This is a genomic window from Vibrio sp. SCP2 (assembly GCF_059295395.1).
On the sequence record NZ_JCAFVV010000003.1, the window covers coordinates 76,175 to 101,696 of the forward strand.

Here is a 25,522-nt window from a genome sequence, read left to right on the forward strand (position 1 = left end):
CCATATAAAAAATATATCAGGCTAATATTTTTAATATATTTTATATATCACCAACGGACTGATATTTTGCTCACATAACTAGGGTCTGTTGATAAAACCACCTATGATTGAACTAAAAACCAAACAATATCGGCAAGTTACCTTTAGCCTCGCTTTAGGCTCTTTTCTCGTTTTCTGCAATCTTTACTTGTTTCAACCCATGCTGCCCTACATGGCTCAGCACTTTGAAGTGACAGAAACACAAGTTAACTGGGTGTTCGCAGCAAGTACGCTTGCGCTATCTGTCTCTTTAGTTCCTTGGGCGGTAGCTTCTGAATCCATTGGACGTCGAAACGTAATGCTGCTTGGCCTGATCGCTATGCCCTTTATTGGTTTAGCAATGCTCATCAGCGAGTCGATTGTGATGCTTGTTTTACTTCGAGCTTTGATGGGCATTGCACTGGCTGCTTTTGCTTCTGTTGCGGTGGCCTACATGGTGGAAGAGTTGTCAGTCAAAGCGTTTAGCCAAGCCATCGGCGGCTATATTGCGGCTAACTCTTTAGGTGGCATCACGGGTCGTATTGTCGGTGGTACCCTAACCGATGCATTCGGTTGGCAACAGGCGGTCATCAGCATGGCAGCATTCACCCTAGTTGGCGGGCTTGTGGTCGCATTTAGCTTGCCTAAGCAAAACAATTTCACTCCACAGCGGGGTATGCTTCGCTATCACAATCGAGCTGTGGTTAAGCATCTGCAGAACAAAACAATTTGGATTGCGATGTTGATTGGCGGGGTAAACTTCGCACTGTTTGTTAACCTATATTCCGTGATGGGATTCCGTCTCGTCGCAGCGCCACATAACTTACCGATCGGTTTGGCATCACTGATCTTCCTTTGTTATCTTTCTGGAACCTTAAGTTCTAAACTGACTTCCGTGTGGAGCAAACGACACCAGAGCGTCTCTGGCATGGTAACAGGAACCGTCATCAGTCTATTAGGTATGCTTGTCGCCTATGTGGATTCCTTAGCCTTTATGATGATTGGATTGCTGCTTATTAGCTTCGGCGCTTTTTTTACCCATACCTTGGCGTACGCGTGGGTCAGCCAAAAAGCTACACACGCAAAAGCTACTGCAACCGCACTGTATCTTGTTCATTACTATGTTGGTGGCAGTATTGGCGGTTTCTTCTTGATCTATTGTTGGCAACACGGTGGGTGGAGTTATGTTATCGCAGGGGGTTCAATGCTCTACGCGACTATTTTTGCTCTATGCCGCAAGCTATCAAAATGGGAAGAGCACAAGCCACAACTTGAAGATTCTGCTATTCTTGCGCCAAATTCAAAATTGGAAGCAAAATGACCACCAATAGCTCAACCCAAACCGGTGTCGAAGAAGTAAAAGGCGCCGTTAATCAATGGCTCGATGATGTCGTAATTGGTCTTAACCTATGCCCTTTTGCCGCAAAGCCACAGCGTAATAAGCAGATCAAAATCTTTGTTAGCGAAGCGACCAAAGAAGAAGCGTTACTTGAAGATATCCTAGCCCAACTGATGGAGCTAGAGGCAACCGAGCCTGAAGAACTAGAAACAACGCTCGTTGCCGTTCCTAATATGTTGAGCGACTTTTACGACTACAACTTGTTTATTGATTGGATTGAAGCACTCATCCGACAGCAAGACTGGGAAGGTATTTTTCAACTGGCGACCTTCCACCCTGATTACTGCTTTGGCGGCGCAGAACCAGAAGATGATGAAAACCTCACCAATCGCTCACCGTACCCGGTGTTTCACCTTATACGTGAAGAGAGTATGGAAAAAGTCCTCAAGCACTACCCTAATCCTGAGGCGATACCGGATACCAACATTGCGCGAGTGGAGTCACTTACTAACGATGAGCGTAGAAAGCTGTTCCCCTATTTGTTTCGTTAAACAACCTCAGACAAAAAAGCGCCACTTGGCGCTTTTTGCGTTTATCGCTCTATTTGAGCACCTCGCTGTGACGAGCATTCACGTCAAACCAACAAGAATGAACAGTGTTATTGCGACCGGATTCTTTTGCGGCATATAGGTTATCGTCTGCGACGTGAATGATTTCATCTAAAGTTGCTTTGTCCGATTGCTCACCTCTCAAGTTGGCAAAGTCAAACTCGCACGAACCTATCGATACAGTAAGAGGTTTATCATCCACTTCGATGCTGTTGACACAGGTTCGCATCTTCTCAACCAACTCACGCCTAACTTCAACTTCTCGTTCTGGAAGCCAAACAACAAACTCTTCGCCACCAAAGCGCGCAATGAAATCACTTTCTACTAACTGGGCTTTAATTGCGGTCGCCACTTTTTTCAAAACATTATCGCCAACTTGATGCCCGTGGGTATCGTTAACACGCTTAAAGTGGTCGATATCGATTACCGCTAGTGTTCCCTTGCCACCCGCACGTTTCATTCGTTCGATGTCTAGGTGGACGGTTTTGAACATACTACGACGATTGGCAACCCCCGTTAGGGCATCGTGATAGGCTTGATACTCTAGGCGCGCATTAAGCTGCTGCAATCGCTCTTCCTGTTTCCTGCGGATCAGTTCTACTTCGATCCATGACGCCATCAGCTTAAGTGCGTCTACATCAATATCTTTAAATTTACGCGGATATGGAATTGCGGAGGAGAAGTTGAGCGTGCCAAAAATCTCGTCATCAATGAAAATCGGAACGCCAATATAAGACTCTAAACCAAACGCTTGATAAGCAGGGTGCGTCGCATACTTATCGTTTTCGCCCATATTTTCAATCATGACGGGGCCGTATGAACTGCAGGTAATTTGACAATAGGTATGGTCGTATTCAAAAGTGTCACCCACCGCTAGCTCTACGCCTTCGGGAGTTACACAGTGAAGCACGGTATATTTGTTGCCTTCGATGTGAGACAAAATACCGATATCAAGGTCGAAGCGCTCTAACCCCATCATAATCAGTTGGCTGACCTGAATATCAAACCCTTTCTGATAGTCATTAGTGATTTGATACAAACTGCGTATCACTTTCTCACTTTCACTCTCTGCGACCATAACTTTCCACCAATTAAGAATCTTATTATTTAAGATAGAGTTAGCTAAATCTTCAATGCAACTGTTTTCTCATTTTGCCGCCTAAATATTTGCCGTTCAGCCCATTAATTTCTATCGCTACATGGCGAGACCTAAACGGCTTTGGTAGTATTGCTCAATCTTACAGACATCCGGATTAATGGATATGCACCTTTCAAAACTGACCAACGATATTTTTGATCACCTTTACCGCGACATTTCTGAGTTTCGTAGTACTTTCGATTTACCTGTAGCTTCTCCTGAAAGTTTAGACGATAAAGCAGACACGCTGCACACTTCTCTAGCTATCGAAGAGCTAACAGAACTTGCAGAAGCGGATAATAAGACAGAACAAGCGGACGCGATTATCGACAGCGTTTACGTTTTGATGGGACGTTTGGTGCACCTAGGCCACGATAAGATTGAAGATAACCTCGCGATCAATTACCTCATCGACTTACTGCTTAATGTTGCTGTAAACCGAGGAATTGAGTTTTTACCATGTTGGGATGAAGTGCATTCAAGCAATATGAGTAAAGTATGCCGCAACGAAAAAGAATACGCGGAAACCGAAGCGCATTATGCAGAGCAAGGCATCAAGCTGATGGCGGTACAAAAAGGTGATTATATCATCGCAAAATGTGCTGAAGACTTTGTTTCAGAAGGCAAGACAATTCGCCAAGGCAAAGTGCTGAAATCTGTTTACTACCGCCCTGCGGATTTAGCACCACTGACCAAATAGATAAAAAGACGCCACCTTTGGGTAACCCCTTAGGTGGCGTAAGCTGCCATAGTCAAAACATGGCTTCATCAAACTTCAGATAAGTTCCCACCTACAGTCACTTACTTCCGCTTGAATCCGCCTAACAAGAACGAGAATGTATCGTTCTTAGTGTTGCCAATAGTGTGCCAATTTTTGAAAAAACTTAACCCACTGATTTAAAACACAATCTTAAATCAGCCACTACAAAGTTCGATTAGACACGATCGATTTAAGTGCAAGGCGCACCAAAGATAACCCTTTAGTGGTAGCTAAAATCTGTTAACCCTAAGGGCTTAATCAAACAAAAGGACGGGAGAACCTTCGACAACGACACGTTTGACCTGAGTTCTAAATACGCGCGATAGCTCGGTGACAGATAATACTTCGTCTACCGCGCCAACATTTTGCAGCACCCCTTTCTCTAGCAACAGTGCTTTATCCGCATACTTAAGTGTACGATTGAGATCGTGATTAGACATAAGCACAGTAATGCCCATTTCTGCGACACGCTGTATCAGTTTATACAGAAGCGTTTCTTGACCAATATCGAGGGGGGCTGCGGGCTCGTCGAGAATCAGTAATTTTGCGTGGGGGTTTAATGTTGGCCAGATCTGCAAACAGATCGCACACAGCCTGACTCTTTGCCATTCACCACCCGACAAATGATGTATCGATCTATTTAACTTGTCATCAATCTCTAATAAGGTCGCCAGCTCTTCTATAACCTCTGTTAGTTGAGGAGAATCAGACGATACTAGCGTTGGTAACGATAAAGATAGGTAATGCACCACATCAAGATTAAATGCAGGTCGGTCACTTTGCGCCAAAAATGCCCGAGTGCTTGATAAGGCTTCAATAGAGGCGCCTTTCACCTTTTGGTCGAAGATCTTCGCCTCGCCTTCAAAATCCAATAACCCGGCGACGGCAGAAAGCAAAGTGCTTTTACCACTACCGTTGGGGCCAATCACATGTAGGATCTCTCCCGGCATCACCTCAAAGGACAGTGGTAGCAGTCGCGAACCAACAGAAAGGCTATTAACGTGAATCATGATTACTCACCAGCATCCAAATAAAGATAGGGGCGCCTATTGACGTTGTCACAACCCCTAATGGTAACTCGGCAGAGTTGAGCGCCGTTCGGGCAATAAGGTCGGCAAACACCACTAAGGTTGCCCCTGCTAGGGCAGAAATTGGCAATAGATAACGGTTTTCGCTGCCAAATGCGAGCCTAAGTAGGTGAGGAACAACCAGACCAACAAAGCCGATGACTCCGCCCAGTGCTACCGCGCCGCCGACTAAGATAGATACAGCAAAAATCAGCTTCCAACGCGCTTCATCGACATCAATACCAAGTTGCTTAGCATGTTGTTCTCCCATCATTAGTTTATCTAACAGTGTGCCTTTGCAACACAACCAGATAAGTACTGGGATCAAAATCAGCGTTAGCACGTGGTGATACCAACTCGCAGCGCCGATACTGCCCATTAGCCAATACATGAGCTGGCGTAGACTGAGATCATCACTGAAGTAAAATGCCCATGTGACCACTGCGCCAGAAAGTATGCCTAAAGCTACGCCAACCAGAAGAAGTCGTGTTGTGGTTAAACGCATGCTCTTAGCTACAAAGACTAAAAGCAGGGTAAACGCTAACGCCCCCACAACGGCAGCGAGCATAAAGCCAACTGGAGTTGCTAAGGCGGGGATAAAGAACAGCACCAACACCATAAGCACACTGGCGCCACCGGAGATACCTAACACGCCTGGTTCGGCTAGCACGTTGCCCAACAAGACTTGAAGTACCGCCCCAGAAACGGCCAAAGCCGCACCAACAGCGATCGCGGCAAATAATCTTGGTAGACGAAGCTGAAGAATCAATTGCTCCTGAAGAGAAGAGAGCTCTTGAAAGGGAGAAATGAACACCTCGCCAACAACCAAATACAAGCTGCTGATGAGTAATAAAGAAACGATAAACAGTAGGCCAAAGCGCATCCACCTTTGACGCCTACGATCCAAGAGCTGAGTAAATTCCATGTTGTTGCTAAATAGCCGGGTAAACCCTAAAAAATAATGGCTTAACGATACCGTTAAGCCATTAAAATAGAAAGCCTCTATTGATTTTAATCGTAGACTATCTGCCCTTCTTCATAGCGAGTTTTCACTGGACAGACCATCAATGCGGCACGTTGACCAATTGCAACATGCCGGTTTGGAAAGACAATCGCCTCACCTTCATTTTTCGCCATTAATGGTTTATCTCCATCATGACCAAACACTTCGCCATGCTTAAATGCGGTAAAGTTTTCGACGTTATCGTCAAAGAGGAAATCAAAATCATCATGAATTCGCACGATAGTGCGGCTGACACGATACATGATCGGTTTACGTGGTAAATGCTCCGATTCGCTGCTTGAGACAAGATCGCGCAACGCTAAGTCAAACGCGACGAGTTTATCTAACTCATTTTCGCCAATTTTAGCCACTCGACCTAGTTCCACCGTCAGAGCTTGAGCACCAAAGTTCTCAGCACTAAACCAACTAAAGGTACTTGAAGGCGCGTTAGAGAACATCACTGCTTCTAAATGCGCGCTAGAGACAAACTCCATCAAGGCTTCGCTACGAACTGGGTGGCGAACTTTAGGACTAACGACAAATGAGTAATGCTTCGATAAGCGAATTGCACAATGCAAGTCCAAATGCCAACGTTTATCTTGCGGCGTATCTTGATAAAACTCTGTGACGACTCGCTTAAGATCCTTCGCGATCTCAAGCTCTTTTGATGGTTCATACTCTTTATCATCAAACAGACGATTTAGATTCATTTCGATAAATCGTGTATGAGCATTAGTCGCTTCTGGGTGAGCGTTGATAAACAGCAACCGTTCAGTAACAGGCTGAAAACCAGTTTGAATGTCTGTAATGATTTTATCGACAATTTCCATCGGTGCGGTTTCATCGCCATGAACACCACACGAAATAATGATGTGCTTACTCTCTTCAGAAAGATTCGCTGGAATCACCTCCAGCACACCACGTTGATGTAATTTAAAGACAACTCCACCAGCAACTGTCATCTCACTTGCTGGCATCTCTTGTTCTAAGTCTAAGCTGTCAAAAAGAAAAGATTGGCGAAAGAGGGTTTTCGTCATGCGCTACTCCTTTATTGCACAGCGGGTATGTTAATGAATTGTTCAGACAAATTATGTAGGAGCGATCCCACTTATTGACACAAATCCTGTGCCTCATCGTAATTTATCAAATTCCTCACTAAGGGGAGGAAAAGAAGGCTCTCGCTGTACAAATTAGCCGAGCTTCCGCCCAGCTAATTGATATTATCATGATTTTAAGCTGTTTATTTTTGATCTAGCAACAATTCAAACTCATCAATCTTCGCTTTTACTCGATCGATGCTCTGTTGCCAGAAATCCGCTTGCGATAAATCCATGCCAAGATGTTTATCTACTACCTCTTCAGCCATCATAGAACCTGTGTCGCGCAGCAGGTTAACGTAGTCACTGTAGAAGCGCTCACCTTTGCTTTCACGCTTGGCGTAAACACCGATACTAAATAGGTAGCCAAACAAATATGGGTAGTTGTAGAAGCTCACCTCAGAGATAGAAAAATGCAGCTTGCTTGCCCAGAAGTATGGATCTGGCTCTGACATGGAGTCGCCATACCATTCGCTCCACGTGTCGCTCATCAGTTCACACAACTGCGGTGCGGTCAGTTCACCTTCACTGCGCTGCTCATAGAAGCGTTTTTCAAACTCGAAGCGAACTGGAATATTCACCATTAGTGCATAGCAACTTGAAAGCTCTTCCCACAGCATTTCTAACTTTTCTTCGCGGTTTGCCACTTGTTCTAACAAGTAATCGCGAACAACGTTCTCAGCAAAAATAGACGCCGTCTCTGCTAACGTCATTGGGTAGCGAGTCTGGCAAAGAGGCATATCGCGCATAACCCAGTTGTGGAATGCATGGCCGAGTTCATGTGCAAGTGTAAGAAGATCTGAGCGACTGCCACCCCAAGTCATAAACACCAGAGGTGTGCGTGTCGCAGCGAATTTGGTGCAGTAAGCGCCTAAACGTCGGTTCTCTGTTGGCTCAGCATCAATCCAACCGTTTTCAATCATTAAATCGACGAATTCTGCCATCTCGGCATCCACTTGTGCAAAGGCAGCACGAATGATCTCAATCGCTTGGTCAAAACTGTAAACCGTTGGTTCTGCCTCAGTTAAGCTCGGCATTCCAGCAAGATGGTTCCAAGGACGCATCTGTTGTAGCCCGTGAACTCGCGCCATCAACTGCCCTGCTTTTTGTCCAATACCGCGATTGTCTTTTGCAGTCGACATCATAGCGTCCAGCGTCGCCGCTTGAATTCGGCTACCATGCAAACTTGGATCTAAGAAATGGACATCTTGCTTCGTCGAACGTTTTTGGTATTCAGTGAGTCGCCAACCTGCCAACGCATTTAAAATGGCCGCGAATGACTCCTGGTTATCTTTCATCGCAGATTGGATACCACGCCAAGCTGGCTCTTGCTGTTCAAAGTCAGTTCCGTACAAGATACTAGCGGCTTGTGAGAAACCAACTTTGCTTTCTTGCCCATCAGCGAGCGTGACTTGCAACGACCCGGTAATGTTGTCGTACAGTCTGCCCCACGCATCACGTCCATCGACTTCCATGGCAGTAAGCAATTGCTCTTCAGCCACACTAAGCTTGGTAGCCGCGAGCTTACGAGTACAATCAATCTGAAATGCCTGACCAGCAACATCTGGGCTTTCATGACTTAGAACATCATCAATGAAGTTATCTGGAGCGTTGGTCAGCGTATCTTCGTAAGGGGCAAATGCTTGAGATAGCTCAGAGCTTAGTTTTGCTACTCTCCCCACTAGCCCTTTTGCCAGAGCGTCAGTCGCATCAATCGAGGCATGACACTGAGCAAAAGTATTGATTGTCGACAGTAGCTTGCCTGCCGCTTCACTGGTTTGAATGGCATTTTGTGTCACAGATACCGATTCACGATTGTCTACGTGCGCGCCAAGAGCTTGAATACACTGTTTGATCAATTCGATATCTTGTTCAATTTTTGGGTCATTAAGGTTTTGATAAGCGATGGATAAATTCCAGCTAGGTGAGGTCATGTTATTTCCTTAGCTATCCGATTAACGGTTTCCCTATCATGCAGACGCGAAAGTAGTCTTGGTCTGCTTTGGTAATTTGTATGTGAGTTAAAGATTGATGAGCAATGTTTAACGTCGAGTAGAGAGCGGCATTGCTCCAATCTAACTGGAGTATCTTTGCAAGAATCATTCTAATCGTACCGCCGTGACAGACGATTAGTGTGTCTTTATCGACAGTTTTGGAAAATGCATCCCAAGCCACTGAAACTCTTAGATAAAAATCGCCAAGCGGTTCAGCCTTTGGTAAGGGGTTTTGTTTTGGGGCTTGCCAAAATGCATCCAATAAGTCCCATGACGACTTCGCCTGTTCAAAAGGAACACCATCCAGCTCGCCAAAGTAGGTCTCTTTCCAGTCAGATTTAATAGCAAGCTCCAATTCAGGCTTTTTAGCATGGATAAGCTTTGCTAGGTCACTGCAACGTTTGAGTGGAGAAGTTTGCACAGCCGAAAAGTCGAGCTTTTCTTCGAGTAAACGGCTGCAAATTTCTGCTTGTCTCTCAGGTGCAACCTCAATATCAGTATGGCCATAAAGAGCGGGCTCACCGACTGTTTTTCCATGACGAAGAAGATAGATATTGATCGTTTTAGTCACGTAGGCACTCATTAGCTTTTATCAAAGTCATTGGTCTCTTTCAACGTCATCGGTAAACCTGCGGCAACAAATGTCACCTTATCTGCAATCTTGGCAATCGCTTGGTTCATCCAACCTGCATGATCGACAAATAAACGCGAGATTTCTCCCAGAGGAATCACCCCTAGCCCAACTTCATTCGAGACGAGCAGTATATCTGCTTTCGACTGTTGAAGAGCGAGAACCAGCGCCTCTACCCGCTGCTTAATCTCAATTTCAGTAAGTGTTTCACCCTCGTTGTAGATGATGTTATTAAGCCATAAGGTCAGACAATCTATCAGTATCACATCTGAAGATTTAAACTGCGGGATGAGCTTAACTAAATCAACGGAACACTCATGCTCGACCCAACTTTCACCGCGAGAAGCTTGATGATGTGCAATGCGATTTTTCATCTCTTCATCAAATGCAATCGCAGTCGCCACATAGTGTTTCGTTTTATGCGCGCTCATCATATCAGTCTGAGCTTCCGCAAAACTCGATTTCCCCGAACGAGCACCACCTAATACCAAATGAATCGTCATTAGCTGTTTACCTGTATCGCAATCAAGGTGAGATAAATAAGCAACTCGGTAATTTGCTGAGCCGCACCTAAGCAATCGCCAGTAAACCCGCCTATGCGAGCCGTTAACCAACGCTTAAACAGCATCCTGAATGTTAGTACCACAGCCACCAGCCATACTGTTGTGCTTAAACCAAGCATCAAACATGGCAGTAGGCCGGTCGTCAGTAGCACCCATAACTCTACTCGTGACTGCTTTTGCGCCAAAGGTTTACTCTTACTGGTGTCTGTGTCACTCACATAGGGCATATCGTAGATAAGCGACGCAGCGACGGCTCGGCTTAACGTATAGGCAACCACCACAAACAATAAGATCGACTCAAACTGGATCAGCTCAGACAATAAAACAAACTTACCAAGCAGTACCATGACCAAGGCGCTAGCTCCATAGGTGCCGATACGACTATCTTTCATAATGGTAAGACGGCGCTCAATCGTCATGCCTCCACCGATGCCGTCTGCCATATCGGTTAATCCATCTTCATGGAAAGCCCCTGTTAGCAATAGGCTAAACACCATCATTATGAAGATAGAGACGCTCGCCGGGAAAAGCAGTTGAGCACTCCACAGCACCGCAGCGCAAAAGCTGCCCAAGAGTAAACCGACCAAAGCGAAGTATCGCCCTGCTTGGTTCATTCGCTCTTCGCTGTAGGGGATATTTTTCGGCATTGGGATTCGAGAAAAGAACCCCAATGCAAGCATGAATAACTGATATTGATTCTTGAGTGAAGGCATCAGTCGACCACGACTCCTGCTTCTTCAAAGCTTGCCATATGGTTATAAAACTCAGCCGCAGCATAAACTAACGGCATCGCGAGCACTGCCCCTGTTCCTTCACCTAATCGAAGCGAAAGATCCAATAAAGGTTTAGCGTCTAGTTCAGCCAATAAGTGTTGATGCCCCGCTTCATGCGATTGATGAGCGAAAATCATGAAATCGCGGCAGTTTGGATTGATCAGTGACGCAGCATAAGCGGCGGCTGAAACAATAAAACCATCAACAATGACTGGTATTTGGCGTTCTGCTGCGGCTAAGAAACCGCCAACCATATGAACAATTTCAAAACCACCGACTTCAGCCAGCACTTCGATAACGCCCAATCCTTTACAGCGCGAAACACCTTTTTCAACCAACTCGATTTTCTTCGCTAGCTGTTCGTCAGTAATGCCAGTTCCACGACCGACGCACTCCTCGGCATTTTTACCACTCAGAGCACTTAGAAGGGCGGCGGCACTGCTGGTATTGCCAATTCCCATTTCACCAAACATCACCAAGTTTGAGCCAGAATCGACGATGTTGGTTATTAACTGTTTACCCAAATCAATGCCATGCTGCGCCGTTTCGAGGCTCATCGCTGCTTCACGAGAAAAGTTGTTGGTACGCTCACCGAGTCGCTGAACAATAAACGCACTGGATTCATGCTCCACCGGTAACAGGATTCCAGTATCCACCACTGTCAGCTCGACTTGGTTGGTTCGGCAGAAACAGTTAATTGCTGCGCCACCAGCTAGAAAGTTAAGTACCATCTGTTGGGTAACTGCACTCGGTGCAATACTGACGCCTTCGTCGGCAATGCCATGATCTCCGGCAAAAACAATCGCGGTCGGCTTAGTCACTTCAATAGCGGTGACGACGTCACTTCTAGCCTGACTCTGAATCAATGCGATTTGATGGGCAAGGTCTTCTAATTGACCCAATGCACCAAGTGGTTTGGTTTTTTGGTTAATACGATGCCAGATAGCATCTGAATGAATTTGGTCTAGCATGATTTTAATCTATTTAGGTCGAGCAACAGAGAAAACGTTATTAAGCGTGGCATATTGGCTACCACCTAAACGCGAGAGAGGGTTCACTTTAAGTGCATCAACCACTAAGCGATCGCTACGCTCGCCGATAACCTCAGGCGCAATATATACTTTTTCAATTTCAGCAAAGATAAGGCTTTGTGGTGTTTCACCAATCTCTTTCACTTCATACAGTTTGCACGCAAAAGCAATAGGACAGTCTTTAACCCTTGGTAAATCAAAGCCATCAAAATCCGTCAGTTCAATCCCGGTTGCTTCAATTTCAGACTCACCATGTTCAAGTGTTGCAGCAGTTTGAGTCACATCATGAGCAGAATCATGATGAGCGATATGAATAACCATTTTTCCGGTTTCCAACACATTACGCGTTGTGTCTTTCACCTCTCCTGAAGGCTTTTTACCCACAGAAAACATCAACAAAGGCGGGTTACTTGAAACGGCCGTAAAGTAAGAAAATGGCGCAAGGTTATAGTTGTCTTGTTCTGAATCGGTCAATACCCAAGCGATAGGTCTTGGAATGACGGTTTGTGTCATCAAATGATAAATTTGGGTGGGGGCCAGCGTGCTGAGCTCGATGTTCATCCCTTTTCCTTTCTGAGCGGTTCCTATTGGCTTGAGTGTAACTTGAAATCAAACAGTTAACACGCTTTATCCATAGTTCATTGACCTCGCCAATTTGCAAAACGATTCCTAATTTGACCACTAAACTGAAATTTTTCGCCAAATACACCTATCTTTTAGGTAGGGAGAGCGTTTATAACGGCACAAACTGTGCATTAAATTTCGTCGTGACATTGTTTTCTCCCGATTGATAGTGCAAGGAGGTTTTATGATTGCCAATCAACATTCGAAAAGACAAAAACAGAACAAACCACGGCAACGCAACCAAAAGAAAGTCCCTCTATCATTAACATAAACCCTAGAACAGACCTCGCCCAGTGCGAGGTCTAATTGTTCCGATTACTCTTCTCACTCAAAACTGCGGTACAAGTTTCTTTCTTGGTGCATCAACCTTGTCGCAGATCACAGACTTTCCTGCTTGATTATAAGATGCTCAATCATTCGTCAAAATGTACTTTGAAGAAAGGCTTGTTCATCTTGGATAACTCAAACAACATCACTGTAATCACAGCAGGCAGTACCGGTCTGATCGGCAACGAGCTGATTAAGCAGATGTTGGAACGCGAACCAATTGAACATATCTACGCCCTGACTCGTCGTAAACTTCCCTTTTTTCACTCCAAACTTGAAGAGATTCAGCATCCAGAACTACGCCTTCAAGAGTGGGATGAAGACAAACCACGACCGGAGTTCGGTTTTATCTGCCTAGGTACAACACTTAAACAAGCAGGCTCCAAACAAGCATTAGAAAGCGTAGATTACCAACTGGTGTGCGATGTTGCTCAAGAAATGAAGCTACTCGGTGTAAAGCAGTTGGCCGTCGTCTCAAGTTACGGGGCATCTGCCCGTTCATTTTCCCACTACCTACGATGCAAAGGACGCATGGAGCTAACCATTGAACGAATGGGTTTTGATCGTGTCCTCTTCGTTCGCCCAGGTCCTTTAAAAGGGTTACGAGAACAACCACGTAAAGACGAAGTCGTCACCCAAACCATGCTGAAGATTTGTCAGCCACTGATGATTGGTCCGCTTGCCAAGCTCATTCCGATTGAAGCCTCTGACGTAGCATTGGCGATGCAGTATCTGCTTTTTTCCCACTCCAATAAAAAACGAGAAACGGCCGATAGCGTTGCGATGCGAAAAGTGCTTAAAAAGTATCAATAAACCGCTCAATTTCACCGTTATGTGTACATCTTCCGCACTTAATAACCGTTAGCTATATTTAATGCCCTTTTGTAACTTCAATTGGGTATTTCAAATCATTACCCTTCATACCGAATTAAATTCCATAAGATATTAACTCTATCAATATCATCATTAAAAACTAAAGGATATGTAAATATGTCAGTAGTGGTTATCGCTTCGCTAGCGGTATTTGTTGGCATTCTCTTTTTCCTCTATGGACAGCAGAAAAAAGAGAACACTTTATCGCGTCTCGTCTTACTTGGTCTCGTCTTTGGTAGTGCTTTCGGTTTAGCGTTACAGCTCATCTTCGGCGAAGGCAATCCCGTAATCACTCAAACGCTAGAATGGGTAAATGTGGTCGGTCGTGGCTATGTTGGTCTGTTGAAAATGATCATCATGCCATTAGTACTAGTATCAATGATCGCCGCGGTTGTTAAGCTAGAAAAAGGTGGCGCGCTGGGTAAGATCTCGGGCTTAACTATTTCGGTATTACTGGCAACGACGGCAATATCCGCTTTGATCGGTATCGTTGTCACTCAAGCATTTGGTCTAAGTGCTGAAGGTTTAACGGAAGGTGCCCGCGAAACAGCGCGTATCGCAGCCCTAGAAACACGTGCCGATCGTGTGAGTGACCTCACCATCCCACAAATGCTGGTTAGCTTTATTCCAACCAACCCGTTTGCCGACCTGACAGGTGCCCGTTCTACTTCGATCATCGCAGTGGTTATTTTTGGCGTACTCACCGGTATTGCTGCACGTAAAGTAATGGCTGAGAAGCAAGAGCTGGAATCACCAATTCGCACGTTTGTCGAAGCGGCTCAATCTATTGTTATGCGCTTAGTTAAGATGATCATGGCACTTACGCCTTATGGTATCGCTGCACTAATGGCAAAAGTGGTTGCGACCTCAAGTGCCTCCGATATTCTTAACCTGTTAGGCTTTATTGTCGCTTCTTATGTTGCGATTGCGCTGATGTTCGTTGTTCACGGTGTGTTAGTCTCTTTTGTCGGCGTGAGCCCTAAAGAATACTTCCAGAAGATTTGGCCAGTACTGACTTTCGCCTTTACTTCACGCAGCTCAGCGGCAACGATCCCTTTAAACGTTGAAGCGCAAATCAACAAGCTACGCGTTCCACCAGCAATTGCTAACCTATCTGCTTCGTTTGGTGCCACTATCGGCCAGAATGGTTGTGCAGGTATCTACCCTGCGATGTTAGCAGTCATGGTCGCGCCAAGTGTTGGCATCGACCCAATGGACATCAACTTCATTCTTTCTTTGATTGCCATTATTGTGATTAGCTCATTTGGTATCGCAGGTGTAGGTGGCGGCGCAACGTTCGCAGCTCTTATCGTGCTTCCTGCAATGGGCTTACCTGTTACGATTGCTGCGCTATTAATCTCTATCGAACCACTTATCGATATGGCACGTACCGCACTAAACGTTTCAGGCGCAATGACTGCTGGCACCATTACCAGCCGCTTAATGAAGCAAACCGTAAAAGATGAAGAGCTAGAAACCCAACAAGCGTAACGCTCTACTCTTATTAAAACGAAAAATGGTCGACAACAGTCGGCCATTTTTTTGCGTAAACTAAAGGGATTTACCATCCCGATTTCAAGTAAACACCGACTTCCCTCAACTGAGCCCTAAGGTCGAGCAACTGAACGTAAGTCACTATTATTTGAAACAAAGCGCCTATACCTGCCGCAAACATTATTCCAATCGAATACCCTGACCACCAAGCGTTATCTGAATGGTTTGTCATGCTAAAAAATGTCAAAGCAAACCAAACAAAGCTAGTGGTATAAAGCACAAATTCATTGCAGTTGACGCGATAGGTATTCGTCGCAACGTCATACTTAATTTTCACTTTAGAGGTAACCGTACCCAACTTGATATATATCGTATTACCGCCGCTTTCATATTCAATGCTATTAACATCTAGCACTCGCTCTATCCGCTCAAGCATGTTCAACCGCCTCATGTAACTAATCTTAGTCACGCAAGGTTAATAGCAAACAAATGTCATATCTTTCGGTAGGCAAGCTTTCACGACTCACTTCACGCAATCTAGTGTCGATCGACAGACTCTATTGTCGCTCAAACCACGACGAAGGAACCTCTCCTGTGTTGAGCTGGTAAGTTTTTGGCTTATAGATTTGTTTTTCTTCCGCTAAGTAAACGACAGCGACATCACAATTCAAAATTGTCTTGATTTGAGCCAAACATTCTAGCTGTGACTTAGAGATACGATCAGATTCCTTTTTTACTTCGACAAACAATACTGAGCCGTCGTCTTTGTAGAGCATCAAGTCTGGCTCCCCCGACGTTAAACCTTTTCTGAGAGCTTTAAACATTGCTAATCGAATTGGATCAATGTATTCAGCGACAATCGCACGCCCCTCATCATACTTAGTATTGTCCGGCTCCCAATCGCCAAGCGCATAATACGCCGTCCCTCGCCAACCTGATTCCAAGAACTGTTTGAGTGTGTAGTACTCACCAAAGTGATAGCGCGATTGGTTATACACTTCTTGAGGTACGAACAGCGACTCGGGAATCCAGTCTTTAACACCACTTTTCCAATCATCAAGAAGTGATTGCGGGTATGAGAAAATGGTTTCTGTTATCTCAAATGTCATTTAATTTTCCAATGTAACTGCTTCATAGCTGGATTTCCCAACAGTATTGTCCGGTAAGTGATCTTTTAAGTTAAAGATAAGGTACTCTTCCAAGGCAGTTGCTTCGAAGAAGAACTCTCTAGGTACTGCCCAAGTCACTACACTGGTAGGCTGCTTACTCCATGTATGACCTTTCTTAGGGACCGCTGATTGCCTATCGCCACTATATACAAAATAGCTACTTAACCGATAACCAAGCTCTTGCAACGACGCTTTGCCAATGTATAACAGCGTATCACCTGCAAAGATTGCATATACTCCTCTTTCATTGGAATTGGGCCAGGTTTCAGGCCAAAACATGCTCGCTGAAGAAACTATACTCTTATCAGTAAATAAACTATATATACCACTGCTAACTATCGGTGGGAGCGTAGGTTTTCGATAGTCCGATTGAAACTGAGATACAATGGTCTCGACATCCTTTAGCGTAGCCATTTTCATTTTCCTCTTAACAATTTATTCGATACAGAACTAAAATACGTTTTGAATAAGCTAATTCGAATTTTACCGCTATCTTAGCTGCAAACCCTTCAATAAATAATACCACGTCAAACCTAATTCTAAACTTTAATTGATGCTGTAAACCAGGCGCCGTGGATACAATACCTGCAACACAACCGCCCAAAAAATCACCTCTTATCGCCTTATTTCTCTCTCACAATTGCGCTTGGTGGCTGCCAATGGTCTAATACCGAGGTAGATTTCAAACCCTTGGTAATAAAGACAATGCAGCAAGAGCATCAGCCTACGTTTTTCTTTTTTGATTACGAGACGTGGGGAACTAGCCCAGCGAAAGATCGACCGTGTCAGTTTGCGGGTGTTCGTACCGATATGGACTTCAATATTATTGGTGAACCTCTTGTTATTTATTGTCAGCCACCTGCGGATTATCTTCCGGCACCGGAAGCCGCGTTGATTACAGGTATTACTCCGCAAACTGCGGAAAGCCAAGGCCTTTCAGAGCCTGAGTTTATCGCTAAGATCCACGAACAACTGGCAACACCAAACACCATTAGTTTAGGCTACAACAGTATCCGATTCGATGATGAGGTAACGCGCTATACCTGTTACCGAAACTTTATCGATCCTTATGCGTGGAGTTGGCAAAACGGTAACTCTCGCTGGGATTTGCTTGATGTTATGCGTGCTTGCTACGCGCTTCGTCCAGAAGGGGTAAACTGGCCTGAAAACGATGAAGGTTTTATCAGCTTTAAGCTAGAGCATTTATCTGTTGCCAATGGCATTGAACATGAGAACGCGCATGACGCCATGGCGGATGTTATCGCGACGATTGAAATGGCCAAAAAGGTGAAAGCAGCTCAACCAAAGTTGTTTGATTACTTCCTAAGCATGCGTCACAAGCGCAAGTTGAATGAGCTGATCGACATCGTGAACATGACACCCTTGATGCATGTTTCAGGAATGTTGGGCAAAGAGTGTAACTACACTAGCTGGGTTGTTCCTGTTGCTTGGCACCCGACGAATCAAAACGCAATTATTTGTGTTGATTTGGCGAAAGACCCGCAAGCCCTATTGGATTTGGATACCGAGCAGCTTAATGAGCGACTGTATACTAAGCGTTCTGACCTTGCGCCTGACGAGCTTCCAGTCCCTGTTAAGCTTATCCATCTTAATAAGTGCCCTATTCTTGCTCCAGCGAAAACACTCACTGCTGAAAACGCAGAGAAAATTGGCATTGACCGAGAGAAATGTTTAGAGAATCTCGCTCTACTCCGAAAGCACCCTGAGGTTCGTGAAAAGCTGATTGGTGTTTATGGCATAGAGCGGGAATATGAAAAGAGCAAAGACGTCGATAGCATGCTCTACGATGGGTTCTTCTCTCCAGCAGATAAAGCGGCGATGAACATCATTCGTGAAACTGACCCTAACAACCTATCCGCGCTTGATATTTCATTTAGTGATAACCGTATTGCACCACTGCTATTCCGTTACCGCGCGCGAAACTTCCCATGGACGCTCGATGAGTCAGAACAACAGCGATGGGCAATGCACTGTCGCGACTACTTCGAAAGTCGTATTGAAGACTACATGCTAAATTTGGAAAACTTAGTTCACGAACATGAAAGTGACGAAAAGAAAATCGCTATTTTAAAATCTATCTACCAATACGTACAAAAGCGAGTATCCTAATAGTCAAAATTAAAAATAGTAACCAAGTCCTGCACCCTACAACCTGGCCTAACTCTCTAAATACTAATCAAAACTCTAAGTTAGGCATTTGAATAATTCGAGCCTTCAGCACTCTGGAGGTTCTGCAGTTGGACGACTCTACACTATGGCGAAAACTTTGCTTCAATACGTCGTATCTATGGGGCTGATATTTTTGTGCCTTGTCGCGGGCATTAATATTCAACACTTATTAGGTATCTCTATTCCTGGCAGCATCATCGGTATGCTGATTTTGTTTGGTTTGCTTGCGAGCGGACTTGTGCCTTCAGACTGGGTTAAACCCGGTGCCTCTCTCTTTATTCGTTACATGGTGCTGCTATTCGTTCCTATCAGTGTTGGCTTGATGGAGCATTTCGATATGTTAATCGCTAACGCCTTACCGATTTTAGCAAGTGCTGTAGGTGGTACTCTCATCGTACTGGTCGTTTTGGGTTTAATGCTCGATCGCATGCTTAAAGGAGGACAAAAATAATGTGGTTACTTGTCACTATTGTTGTTTTCTTTGCCGCACGTTGGCTATGCCAAAAAGTAAAAAGCCCTTTTATGAACCCTTTATTGGTGAGCCTAGCCGTTCTCATTCCACTGCTGACTTACCTAAAAGTGCCATTTGAAACTTACTATGCCGACAATCAGTGGATTAATTATCTACTGCAACCGGCAGTAGTCGCGCTGGCCTATCCTCTATATGAGCAATTACCACAGATCCGAGCCAATTGGCGTATCATCATGCTAGCGTGTGGTGTGGGCAGTATCATGTCGATGTTTACCGCTAGTATGATTGCCGTTTACTTAAAGGCAGATATTTCTCTAATCGCAAGCTTGTTGGGTAAATCAGTAACCACACCGATTGCGATGGAGGTTTCTAGTCACCTTGGTGGTGAGCCCGCCATCGCCGCGATATTAGTTTTAATTGTTGGCCTGTTCGGTGCGATTATGGCTTATCCGATTTATAACTTACTGAACATCACTCACCCTATTGCCAAAGGGCTCACGATGGGGACGGTTTCCCACGCGCTGGGGACAGCGACCTGCGCTGAGAAAGATGGTCAAGATGCGGCCTTTAGCTCTCTAGCACTTGTGGTGTGCGGTGTTATCACCTCAATCCTAGCACCTTCTTTCTTTACCTTGGCAGTCTGGTTGTCAGCGTAAGTAATTGATGTCGAGCTGCAACTAGCGGCTCGACGCACATCACTAATTTCTCGTCTGTAATCGTTATCATGTGTGACATCACTCAAATAATGCAACAGGCAATATCGTTACAATATATTTTGTGATCATGATCGCCGAATAATTCTCATCTTTACATAAAATGTAATACCAATATCGGAGTTTACACACCAGTATCTGGCTCTAAACTCAAAGATATCAACGATGTTTATTAAAGGACTCACTATGAGAAGCCGCATTGAACAGGCGCTATCTGAAGTGCCACAAAACGTAGCAGATTTCTTATCTCCTATTCTTCTTGCTGACGATTTTGACGCGACGATTTCTTCAGAGCAATTTGAGCAACTCCTCGCTATTTCAGGTCTTGATGACGCAGAACTACGAGTATTGCTACTTCCATTTGCAGCCGCTTATTCCTATGCTCCGCTTTCTAAGTTTTATGTGGGTGCAATTGTTCGCGGCCTATCTGGCAAACTCTACTTCGGCGCGAATGTCGAGTTTGACGGCGTTCAACTAGGGCAAACCGTTCACGCAGAGCAATCAGCCATCAGCCATGCGTGGATGAAGGGTGAACAAGGCGTTGCTGACATCACGATCAACTACAGCCCTTGTGGTCACTGTCGTCAGTTTATGAATGAGCTTTCAACCGCTAACGAGCTAAAGATCCAACTGCCGAAACGTGAAGGTCAGCCACTTCATTACTACTTACCAGAATCGTTTGGCCCTTCAGATCTTGGCATCGAATCAGCATTGATGACCTCTGTTGACCATGGAAAACAGACACAAGAGCAAGATGAGCTACTACAACTGGCTGTCGCTGCCTTAAATCGTAGCCATGCCCCTTACACACATAACTTAAGTGGTGTCGCGATTAAGACCAAAGATGGCAAAGTATATCAAGGCGCATATGCAGAAAACGCTGCATTTAACCCAAGCCTACCGCCACTTCAGGTTGCGTTGATCCAGTTACTGTTAGACCGTAAGGAGCTCGAAAGTATTGATTCTGCGGCCTTGGTAGAAGTAGAAGACGGTACTATCAGCCATCTAGCAAACACACAAGCAACGCTAGAAGCACTAAACCCTGATATTCCAATCACTTACTTGGAACTTTAAACTGAGAAAGGCGCTAAATTAGCGCCTTTTTTTGTATCAATTCGGGATTAAACATCGAAAAACGGTTTGGGGTCGACTTCTAACTGACTAGGGGCTATCGCCTTTTTAATCGTTAGTTTGGTTGTTTTCATATCGACAAAACTTACATCGACAAAACGGTGATACTTACGCGAATAGAAACATTTGATTTCTGGCTTTAGCGGCTCGTGGGAATTCGAAGTCCAAACAATACCTACACGTCCGTCACTCAACTCGACCAAAGCCCCAACAGGGAAAACGCCAATACAGTTGATGAATTTGTACACCAACTCTTTGTCTAAATGATTCGGTGTTAAGCTCAAGAGTATTTTAAACGCTTCTGCTGGGCTCATGCCTTGCTTGTAACAGCGATCGGCAGTCAACGCGTCATAGATATCAACGATGCAGCTCATACGACCGTGTAAAGGGATTTCATCACCTTTAAGCCCCGCTGGATAGCCGTTCCCATCGAGTTTTTCATGATGCATCAAACAAACGTCGCGGCTAACATCACTCAAACCTGTAACCGTAGTGATGATCTCTTTCGCGTAAACCTGATGAAGCTTCATATGCTCGAACTCTTCGGGTGTTAACCGAGCAGGTTTGTGCAGAACTTTATCATCAACCTTAATTTTGCCAACATCGTGAATAATGCCACCAATCGCCATTTGTTTTAGCGTCTCTTTCGGCAGGCCAAGATGTTTACCAAATGTCACGAGCAGAGTCGCAACGTTGACAGAGTGTTCAAGTAAGTATTCATCTTTATTACGCAGCGCAGACACACAATGCAATGCATCTGAGTCAAGCAACACGGACTCGATCATGTCGTCTGCGAGATCATCCAATTCAGAGACATGAATTGGCTTACCTTCAAAAGTTTGCGTCAGAATCCTGTTAGCCAGCCCTTTCGCTTCTTTGATGATTTTCTGCGCTTTCTTCTGCTGTGAAAATCGGCTCACCTTTTTCCGCTTCACTGGCGTTGAAGCTTCTTGTGGCGATTCAGTTTCTTCCACAACCTTAACGGGTTTAAAAACACTCCCTTTTACTGACAACTCCTTGTCTACCCAAGCAAATTTAACTCCATTTTTAACAAGCTGTTTGACTGCTTGCTCAGACGGTACACGCCCCGCATTGGCAAGATTGACGCGTTTACTGTCTTCAATTGCAGTCACAAACATACCAACGGTCAACGTACCGATTGGTATTTTTATGGATTTTTCTGGGTCGAACTGCATTAAGTTAGTAGCCGTATTCTTATTAGAGTTGATTATTGTTAGTGATTATAACTCTAAAGCTGAGTATTTACGTAATAAGTGATTGCAATTGCTCAATAAACACCCAAAAACCGGTAATAAAGTTGAGAATTATCGAAATCGTAATTTTCATCGCTCTTGTCTCGCAGTACTCCACCACTAAAATTCACCAAACACCACAAAGCAAACGTTTGCTTTTCTTTTTCCAATGAGTATCATGCTCGCAAAACCTTCTATTCCTCTTACATTTTAGGGTTAATTATGTTCGGTACTGCAACAGCAAATCATGCAACTCGCGTTCTGCTTCTTGGCTCAGGTGAACTCGGTAAAGAAGTCGCCATCGAATGCCAACGCCTTGGTCTTGAAGTGATCGCATGCGATCGTTACGAAAATGCACCAGCGATGCAGGTTGCTCATCGCAGCTATACATTAGATATGCTTGATGGAGACGCGCTACAGGCTATCATCGAAAAAGAACAGCCCGATTATGTCGTCCCTGAAATTGAAGCCATCGCAACCGATACGTTGGTAGAATTAGAAGCCCAAGGCTTAAACGTGGTGCCGACAGCGAAAGCAACAAAGCTAACAATGAACCGCGAAGGGATCCGTCGCCTAGCGGCAGAAGAGCTAAGCTTAACCACTTCACCTTATCGCTTTGCAGACAGCTATGAAGAGTTTGTTGCCGCAGTAGAAGCAGTTGGTGTGCCGTGTGTATGTAAACCGGTCATGAGTTCTTCAGGTAAAGGCCAAAGTGTGCTTAAGAGCGCTGAAGATATTGATAAAGCTTGGAACTATGCACAAGAAGGCGGACGTACTGGAGCTGGTCGCGTTATTGTAGAAGGGTTTATTGACTTCGATTACGAGATCACCTTGCTCACTGTTCGCGCTGTTGATGGCGTTCATTTTTGCGCACCAATTGGCCACCGTCAGGAAGATGGAGACTACCGTGAGTCTTGGCAACCACAAATCATGACAGACAACGCGCTAGCCGCTGCCCAAGACGCTGCGGGTAAAGTGGTGAATGCACTTGGTGGTTACGGCATCTTTGGTGTTGAGCTGTTTGTCAAAGGCGACACGGTTATCTTTAACGAAGTCTCACCTCGCCCACACGATACTGGCCTCGTCACTCTAATGTCACAAGACAGTTCTGAGTTCGCTCTACATGTTCGTGCATTTACAGGTATGCCAATCGCTGGAATTACTCAGTACGGCCCAGCAGCCTCGGCTGTTATCTTAGGGCAAGGAACATCAAATGATGTTCGCTTCGAAGGCCTAGGGGATGCGTTGACTGCGCCACAAACTCAGCTTCGACTATTTGGCAAACCAGATATTAATGGACGCCGCCGTTTAGGAGTCGCTATTACTCGTCGTGAATCCATCGAACAAGCAATTAAAGATGCTATACAAAGCGCAGATAAAGTAAAAATCATTTACTAGGGTGTTTTATCGAAACTAAAAGGCTTGGTCATTTGAAATGACCAAGCCTTTATTTATCTTAGATTTAAACCGTTTCAATCAAGTAAACTTCTTCAACGAATCGAGCAGACTCATGCTTCGCAATCTTTGGATGCTTTTCAGCGTCTTCATTGCTCTCTAGCTTAGTGATCTTGTAACCCTCATACAGCGCTCTCACCTCAGATTCAGGGACAGCAAATGGAGGCCCTGGCATCAGATCTTGATCATAATCGAGAGTAACCAGCAAAATACGCCCACCGGGTTTAAGCAGAGACTTTATCTTTTCGACGTATTGCACTCGCATTTCTTTTGGCAAAGCAATGAGAGAAGCGCGATCATAAACGATATCAACCGGCTTGATTGGCGCAGTAAAGTAGTCGCCGACATAGATAGATAGCTCATCGAATTGAAACAGTTCATGCTGACCATTAATCGGCATCACCATTGGCGTATAGAAATGTTCTGCAAAGAAAGCACGCACGGCAATATTACTTAACTCTACCCCCTGCACATCTGAGTGTTTCGTTGCCAGCCATACCAAGTCTTCTGACTTGCCACACAAAGGGACAAATACGTTGTCTTCTTGGCTTGGGTTCGTTTCCTGCCAATATTTAATCAGTAGCGGATTGACGTCCTCTAGGTGAAAACCGATCTGGTTTGCCGCCCATTTACCGTGCCAAAATTCTGGGTCTTTCATTTTCTTTCTCTGTGACTGACTTGTGACGCATAGCCTATCGGAAAGTGAAGCTAAGTGGTATCCCTTCACCAATCCGAATCTGAAAACTTCATTCAGATTAGGTTCATTTTCATCAGATATACTTAGTTACACATTGAAGATGAACCTTTGAAAAGGGTTGCACTCTAATTAAACGCAAAGGAAATGCGAGACTGTTCAAAGTTTTATCAACAGTCGACGGGAAAGCGATTGGAATCGCACAAAGTGCCCCCATTAACTATGTAGAGATGAGTAGCGCTAGTGATTGAAACTTTTTTCGACACCTTTTTAGCTAAGCCCTACACATCTAAGGAGAGTGAATGAGCCTATTTTTGCGAACTACGGCCCTGATGCTTCTAATGCTCAGCCGTGCCCCTGCATTTGCTGCTATTCCAACCGCGCCGGGTAACGAGGAAAACCGTTCTACTAACCAGAACGAAGTGTGTTCCAAAGCATTCAAACATAACCTAAGCGGCCTTTACGGCATTAAGTCAATGTCGACCACTCCACTTCAGCCATACACTGATTTCGACGTTCTTTATAGCAAAGCCCATCAAGCTCAAGCAGAGCTAGAGACCATCTGTAAGAGTACTGCGCTACTGACTTCAACAGAATCTTACTTCGCTGGTGTTAAATCGTCTGACCGTGCTAAAGAAAAGATTGCTTATGAACTTGATGGTCAAACAGAGCGTATTACCGACCTAGCCCGTGCAACTATTGTCGCTGACGACATTGAAAGCCTGATGTCTGCCTATGAAGTACTTAACCGCGAGACAACCATTGTTAAAGTCAAAAACCGCTTTAAGAAACCAGCGGAATCTGGATACCGCGACTTAAACGTTCTCGTTCAGCTGCCAAAAACAAATTTAGTCGCTGAAGTACAGCTTCACCTTAAAGCGATTGCAGACGTGAAAAGTGGTCCAGAGCATGACATCTACGAGCGTATTCAGAAAATCGAACGCGCCGCTGCGATTGAAGGTCGTGACTACAGCGAGTTTGAAACCGCACAGATTCGCAATATGCGTAGTGAGTCTAAAGAGCTGTACCAAAATGCTTGGCAGCCATACATCACCACTCACCTTAGCGCCGCTTAACCTTACTGGGCTTACCTGTAAACTCAGGT

26 protein-coding genes are annotated in these 25,522 nt (G+C 44.9%); 11 read left to right on the forward strand and 15 right to left on the reverse strand.

Annotation, left to right across the window (positions count from 1 at the left end):
* Positions 1–103 precede the first annotated feature (103 nt).
* Both AC5O63_RS11405 and AC5O63_RS11410 read left to right on the forward strand, forming a co-directional pair.
* A complete protein-coding gene (locus AC5O63_RS11405) occupies positions 104–1,339 on the forward strand; it encodes an MFS transporter (RefSeq protein WP_494505061.1) in 1,236 nt (411 codons plus the stop codon).
* Positions 1,336–1,908: a DUF1415 domain-containing protein gene (locus AC5O63_RS11410; RefSeq protein ID WP_494505062.1), complete on the forward strand. Its 573-nt coding sequence runs from the start codon at positions 1,336–1,338 to the stop codon at positions 1,906–1,908. The genes AC5O63_RS11405 and AC5O63_RS11410 overlap by 4 nt, the downstream gene beginning before the upstream one ends.
* A 49-nt stretch (positions 1,909–1,957) precedes the next feature.
* Here AC5O63_RS11410 and AC5O63_RS11415 read toward each other — a convergent pair whose 3' ends face one another.
* The gene (locus AC5O63_RS11415; RefSeq protein WP_494505063.1) at positions 1,958–3,043 is read right to left on the reverse strand and encodes a sensor domain-containing diguanylate cyclase; all 1,086 of its coding nucleotides are present in this window, start codon (positions 3,041–3,043) and stop codon (positions 1,958–1,960) included.
* Between the two features lie 184 nt (positions 3,044–3,227).
* Here AC5O63_RS11415 and AC5O63_RS11420 point away from each other — a divergent pair, with 184 nt between their 5' ends.
* Entirely contained in the window at positions 3,228–3,803 is a 576-nt protein-coding gene (locus AC5O63_RS11420; protein WP_486794128.1) for a nucleoside triphosphate pyrophosphohydrolase family protein, read from the forward strand.
* Positions 3,804–4,117: 314 nt separating this feature from the next.
* On the opposite strand, the gene btuD is transcribed toward AC5O63_RS11420, so the two are convergent.
* The 9 genes from btuD to AC5O63_RS11465 all read right to left on the reverse strand — a co-directional run bounded on the left by btuD (position 4,118) and on the right by AC5O63_RS11465 (position 12,583).
* Entirely contained in the window at positions 4,118–4,873 is a 756-nt protein-coding gene (btuD, locus tag AC5O63_RS11425; protein ID WP_494505064.1) for a vitamin B12 ABC transporter ATP-binding protein BtuD, read from the reverse strand.
* The gene (gene btuC, locus AC5O63_RS11430; RefSeq protein WP_171324069.1) at positions 4,860–5,855 is read right to left on the reverse strand and encodes a vitamin B12 ABC transporter permease BtuC; all 996 of its coding nucleotides are present in this window, start codon (positions 5,853–5,855) and stop codon (positions 4,860–4,862) included. The genes btuD and btuC overlap by 14 nt, the downstream gene beginning before the upstream one ends.
* Positions 5,856–5,941: 86 nt before the next feature.
* On the reverse strand, positions 5,942–6,970 hold the full coding sequence (locus tag AC5O63_RS11435; protein ID WP_494505065.1) for a succinylglutamate desuccinylase: 1,029 nt from the start codon (positions 6,968–6,970) through the stop codon (positions 5,942–5,944).
* A gap of 203 nt (positions 6,971–7,173) precedes the next feature.
* The gene (locus AC5O63_RS11440; RefSeq protein WP_494505066.1) at positions 7,174–8,964 is read right to left on the reverse strand and encodes a M3 family oligoendopeptidase; all 1,791 of its coding nucleotides are present in this window, start codon (positions 8,962–8,964) and stop codon (positions 7,174–7,176) included.
* A gap of 13 nt (positions 8,965–8,977) precedes the next feature.
* The gene (locus tag AC5O63_RS11445; RefSeq protein WP_494505067.1) at positions 8,978–9,607 is read right to left on the reverse strand and encodes a histidine phosphatase family protein; all 630 of its coding nucleotides are present in this window, start codon (positions 9,605–9,607) and stop codon (positions 8,978–8,980) included.
* The gene (cobU, locus tag AC5O63_RS11450; RefSeq protein ID WP_494505068.1) at positions 9,607–10,158 is read right to left on the reverse strand and encodes a bifunctional adenosylcobinamide kinase/adenosylcobinamide-phosphate guanylyltransferase; all 552 of its coding nucleotides are present in this window, start codon (positions 10,156–10,158) and stop codon (positions 9,607–9,609) included. The genes AC5O63_RS11445 and cobU overlap by 1 nt, the downstream gene beginning before the upstream one ends.
* Positions 10,158–10,931: an adenosylcobinamide-GDP ribazoletransferase gene (locus AC5O63_RS11455; protein ID WP_494505069.1), complete on the reverse strand. Its 774-nt coding sequence runs from the start codon at positions 10,929–10,931 to the stop codon at positions 10,158–10,160. Before AC5O63_RS11455 ends, cobU begins: the two co-directional genes overlap by 1 nt.
* On the reverse strand, positions 10,931–11,962 hold the full coding sequence (gene cobT, locus AC5O63_RS11460; protein ID WP_494505070.1) for a nicotinate-nucleotide--dimethylbenzimidazole phosphoribosyltransferase: 1,032 nt from the start codon (positions 11,960–11,962) through the stop codon (positions 10,931–10,933). Before cobT ends, AC5O63_RS11455 begins: the two co-directional genes overlap by 1 nt.
* A 9-nt stretch (positions 11,963–11,971) precedes the next feature.
* On the reverse strand, positions 11,972–12,583 hold the full coding sequence (locus AC5O63_RS11465; protein ID WP_367938555.1) for a flavin reductase family protein: 612 nt from the start codon (positions 12,581–12,583) through the stop codon (positions 11,972–11,974).
* A gap of 468 nt (positions 12,584–13,051) precedes the next feature.
* Here AC5O63_RS11465 and AC5O63_RS11470 point away from each other — a divergent pair, with 468 nt between their 5' ends.
* Positions 13,052–13,786: a Rossmann-fold NAD(P)-binding domain-containing protein gene (locus AC5O63_RS11470; RefSeq protein ID WP_494505071.1), complete on the forward strand. Its 735-nt coding sequence runs from the start codon at positions 13,052–13,054 to the stop codon at positions 13,784–13,786.
* Positions 13,787–13,963: 177 nt separating this feature from the next.
* Positions 13,964–15,337, forward strand: coding sequence for an L-cystine transporter (locus AC5O63_RS11475; RefSeq protein ID WP_494505072.1), 1,374 nt, complete (start codon positions 13,964–13,966; stop codon positions 15,335–15,337).
* 70 nt (positions 15,338–15,407) lie between these two features.
* On the opposite strand, the gene AC5O63_RS11480 is transcribed toward AC5O63_RS11475, so the two are convergent.
* The 3 genes from AC5O63_RS11480 to AC5O63_RS11490 form a co-directional block, all read right to left on the reverse strand.
* The gene (locus AC5O63_RS11480) at positions 15,408–15,776 is read right to left on the reverse strand and encodes a hypothetical protein (protein WP_494505073.1); all 369 of its coding nucleotides are present in this window, start codon (positions 15,774–15,776) and stop codon (positions 15,408–15,410) included.
* Positions 15,777–15,897: 121 nt separating this feature from the next.
* Complete coding sequence (locus tag AC5O63_RS11485; RefSeq protein ID WP_494505074.1) at positions 15,898–16,449, reverse strand: VRR-NUC domain-containing protein; 552 nt, start codon at positions 16,447–16,449, stop codon at positions 15,898–15,900.
* Positions 16,450–16,923 carry a GIY-YIG nuclease family protein gene (locus AC5O63_RS11490; RefSeq protein WP_494505075.1) on the reverse strand — a complete coding sequence of 158 codons (474 nt, stop codon included), beginning with the start codon at positions 16,921–16,923 and terminating at the stop codon, positions 16,450–16,452. It lies immediately after the preceding gene.
* A 291-nt stretch (positions 16,924–17,214) separates the two neighbouring features.
* Here AC5O63_RS11490 and sbcB point away from each other — a divergent pair, with 291 nt between their 5' ends.
* The 4 genes from sbcB (at position 17,215) to cdd (ending at position 20,958) form a co-directional block, all read left to right on the forward strand.
* Complete coding sequence (gene sbcB / locus AC5O63_RS11495; protein ID WP_494505076.1) at positions 17,215–18,639, forward strand: exodeoxyribonuclease I; 1,425 nt, start codon at positions 17,215–17,217, stop codon at positions 18,637–18,639.
* 145 nt (positions 18,640–18,784) lie between these two features.
* Complete coding sequence (locus AC5O63_RS11500) at positions 18,785–19,150, forward strand: CidA/LrgA family protein (RefSeq protein WP_069666187.1); 366 nt, start codon at positions 18,785–18,787, stop codon at positions 19,148–19,150.
* Complete coding sequence (locus AC5O63_RS11505) at positions 19,150–19,827, forward strand: CidB/LrgB family autolysis modulator (RefSeq protein ID WP_239855689.1); 678 nt, start codon at positions 19,150–19,152, stop codon at positions 19,825–19,827. The genes AC5O63_RS11500 and AC5O63_RS11505 overlap by 1 nt, the downstream gene beginning before the upstream one ends.
* A 243-nt stretch (positions 19,828–20,070) precedes the next feature.
* A complete protein-coding gene (cdd, locus tag AC5O63_RS11510) occupies positions 20,071–20,958 on the forward strand; it encodes a cytidine deaminase (protein WP_494505077.1) in 888 nt (295 codons plus the stop codon).
* Positions 20,959–21,005: 47 nt separating this feature from the next.
* On the opposite strand, the gene AC5O63_RS11515 is transcribed toward cdd, so the two are convergent.
* Entirely contained in the window at positions 21,006–22,211 is a 1,206-nt protein-coding gene (locus AC5O63_RS11515; protein WP_494505078.1) for a cyclic di-GMP phosphodiesterase, read from the reverse strand.
* Between the two features lie 279 nt (positions 22,212–22,490).
* Between AC5O63_RS11515 and purT the strand changes: the two genes are divergently transcribed.
* On the forward strand, positions 22,491–23,666 hold the full coding sequence (gene purT, locus AC5O63_RS11520; protein WP_494505079.1) for a formate-dependent phosphoribosylglycinamide formyltransferase: 1,176 nt from the start codon (positions 22,491–22,493) through the stop codon (positions 23,664–23,666).
* 64 nt (positions 23,667–23,730) lie between these two features.
* Here the strand turns inward: purT and AC5O63_RS11525 are convergent, their stop codons facing one another.
* Positions 23,731–24,381 (reverse strand): thiopurine S-methyltransferase, encoded by a 651-nt coding sequence (locus AC5O63_RS11525; RefSeq protein ID WP_494505080.1) that lies wholly within the window; start codon positions 24,379–24,381, stop codon positions 23,731–23,733.
* 338 nt (positions 24,382–24,719) lie between these two features.
* Between AC5O63_RS11525 and AC5O63_RS11530 the strand changes: the two genes are divergently transcribed.
* Positions 24,720–25,493: a nucleotidyltransferase family protein gene (locus AC5O63_RS11530; RefSeq protein WP_494505081.1), complete on the forward strand. Its 774-nt coding sequence runs from the start codon at positions 24,720–24,722 to the stop codon at positions 25,491–25,493.
* The last annotated feature ends 29 nt before the right edge of the window (positions 25,494–25,522 follow it).